This window comes from Spirosoma fluviale (assembly GCF_900230225.1).
GTDB lineage: Bacteria > Bacteroidota > Bacteroidia > Cytophagales > Spirosomataceae > Spirosoma > Spirosoma fluviale.
This window is the reverse complement of sequence record NZ_OCNH01000017.1, coordinates 1-1,522: the sequence shown is the minus strand read 5'-3', so window position 1 is coordinate 1,522 and position 1,522 is coordinate 1. Positions and strand designations below refer to the sequence as shown.

Annotated in this window: 2 protein-coding genes; both read right to left on the bottom strand. The window is 54.1% G+C overall.

The genetic code is table 11. The features are described from left to right. Positions 1 to 1,220 (bottom strand): RagB/SusD family nutrient uptake outer membrane protein (locus CRO74_RS31130; RefSeq protein WP_097132249.1); only part of this gene is annotated, 1,220 nt, incomplete at its 3' end. 26 nt (positions 1,221 to 1,246) lie between these two features. Then, the coding region (locus CRO74_RS31125) for a hypothetical protein (RefSeq protein ID WP_144036019.1) at positions 1,247 to 1,522 on the bottom strand (276 nt) is incomplete at its 5' end.

The window sequence follows — 1,522 nt, the reverse complement described above, 5'->3', positions numbered from 1 at the left end:
ACTTCGTTCTGGGCTTCGGCATAGATCAGCAGCGTTTCGGCGAAGCGGATCTGGGGTACGTTGAGGTTGTTCTGACGGGAACCCGCCACGCCTGCTGTTCCATTAGAGGTACGGTTGAAGTGCTTGAAGACGTAAGGGGCTCCCAGGGCGAAGGGTGCCCCGTTGCCATTGGTGTAGTAGGTCGTGTAAAAGTAACCTTCCTGGTCTTTAGTCCGTAGGTCGCCGGGCTCGTAGGAATTATAGAAGGCAGTCGTGGGCACCGAGCTACCCGTTCCTCCGGGTCCGTTATAGGTAACGGGCTTGAAGTTGGGGTAGAAGTTATCCATCGGGTTACCCGCTACCAGGGTGTTGTACTGAAGCATGAAGAGATGCTCCAGCCGGTTCTTGGTGCTTTCGCGGTGAACGTCTTCATACGTGGTGAAGAGGTTGATGGTCGATGGGTTGGCGTTGGCGTAGGTGATCACCTCAAAGGCTTTATCAGCCGCTAGTTTATAGTGCGAAGCACCTTTGCTGAGGGGGAACCCGGCCATGGTGAGGTAGACTTTGGCAAGCTGGGTTTTCACCGCTGCCAGGTTAACCCGACCGCTCGCGTCCATCCACGCCAGTCCCGAGGCTTCAGCCGCTAACAGGTCATCAACGATCAGTTTGTAGACATCTTCTTTGGATGCCCGTGCGGGTAAGAAATCTGTCGATGCGGCTGATTGGGGTGTCGTAATTAAAGGAACGTCACCCCATAATTGAACGGCCGTAAAGTACGCTGTGGCTCGCAGGAATCGGGTTTCACCCAGGATCTTGGTTTTCTGGGCGGCATCCATAGGTGTGATGGCTGGAACGCGATCCAGTACCTGATTGGCATTTGCAATGACCCGGTAGAGACCGTTCCAGTAGTTGACCACGTGAGCCGTGTTGCCGTCGTGCACCAGACTGTACAGGTTGTTGAGGTCGGAGTTCTGCGCCGTTTCGGTGGTAGACGTTCCGGTCAGGGCTTCCAGCAACTGCCAGTTGTTGGAGAAGATCCCCGCTCCATCACCCATAAACCGCAGGCTGGCGTATACCGAGGCCAAACCGGCTTCAGCATGGTCTGGGATTGTATAGAAGTTGTTTGTCGTTAGGTTCGAGGGAGCCTGTTCCTTGAGGAATTCGGTACAGCCGATTGGTCCGGTCAGAGCTACGCCAACCAGTAAAGCCCGGCTGATGTGTTTTGCGAATGTATGTCTCATATACTATGAAATGTCAGTTAATTAATTTACAAGCCGATCTGAAGGCCCAGCATGTAGGTGGTTGGTTTGGGGTAGTTGTGCCAGATCATGCCCTGCGAGAAGGCGCTGTTACCGGTTCCCTGGTTGGTTGGGGTCACTTCCGGATCACCCACAATAGGGTCCTTCAGTAACAGGAAGAAGTTCTGAGCCGATACGTACATGCGTAAGCGGTTCATCTTGAGCCGGTTGGTCATCTCCACCGGGAAGGTGTAGCCAAACAACAGGTTACGGCCCCGCAGGAACGAACCGTCTTTGATCCAGTG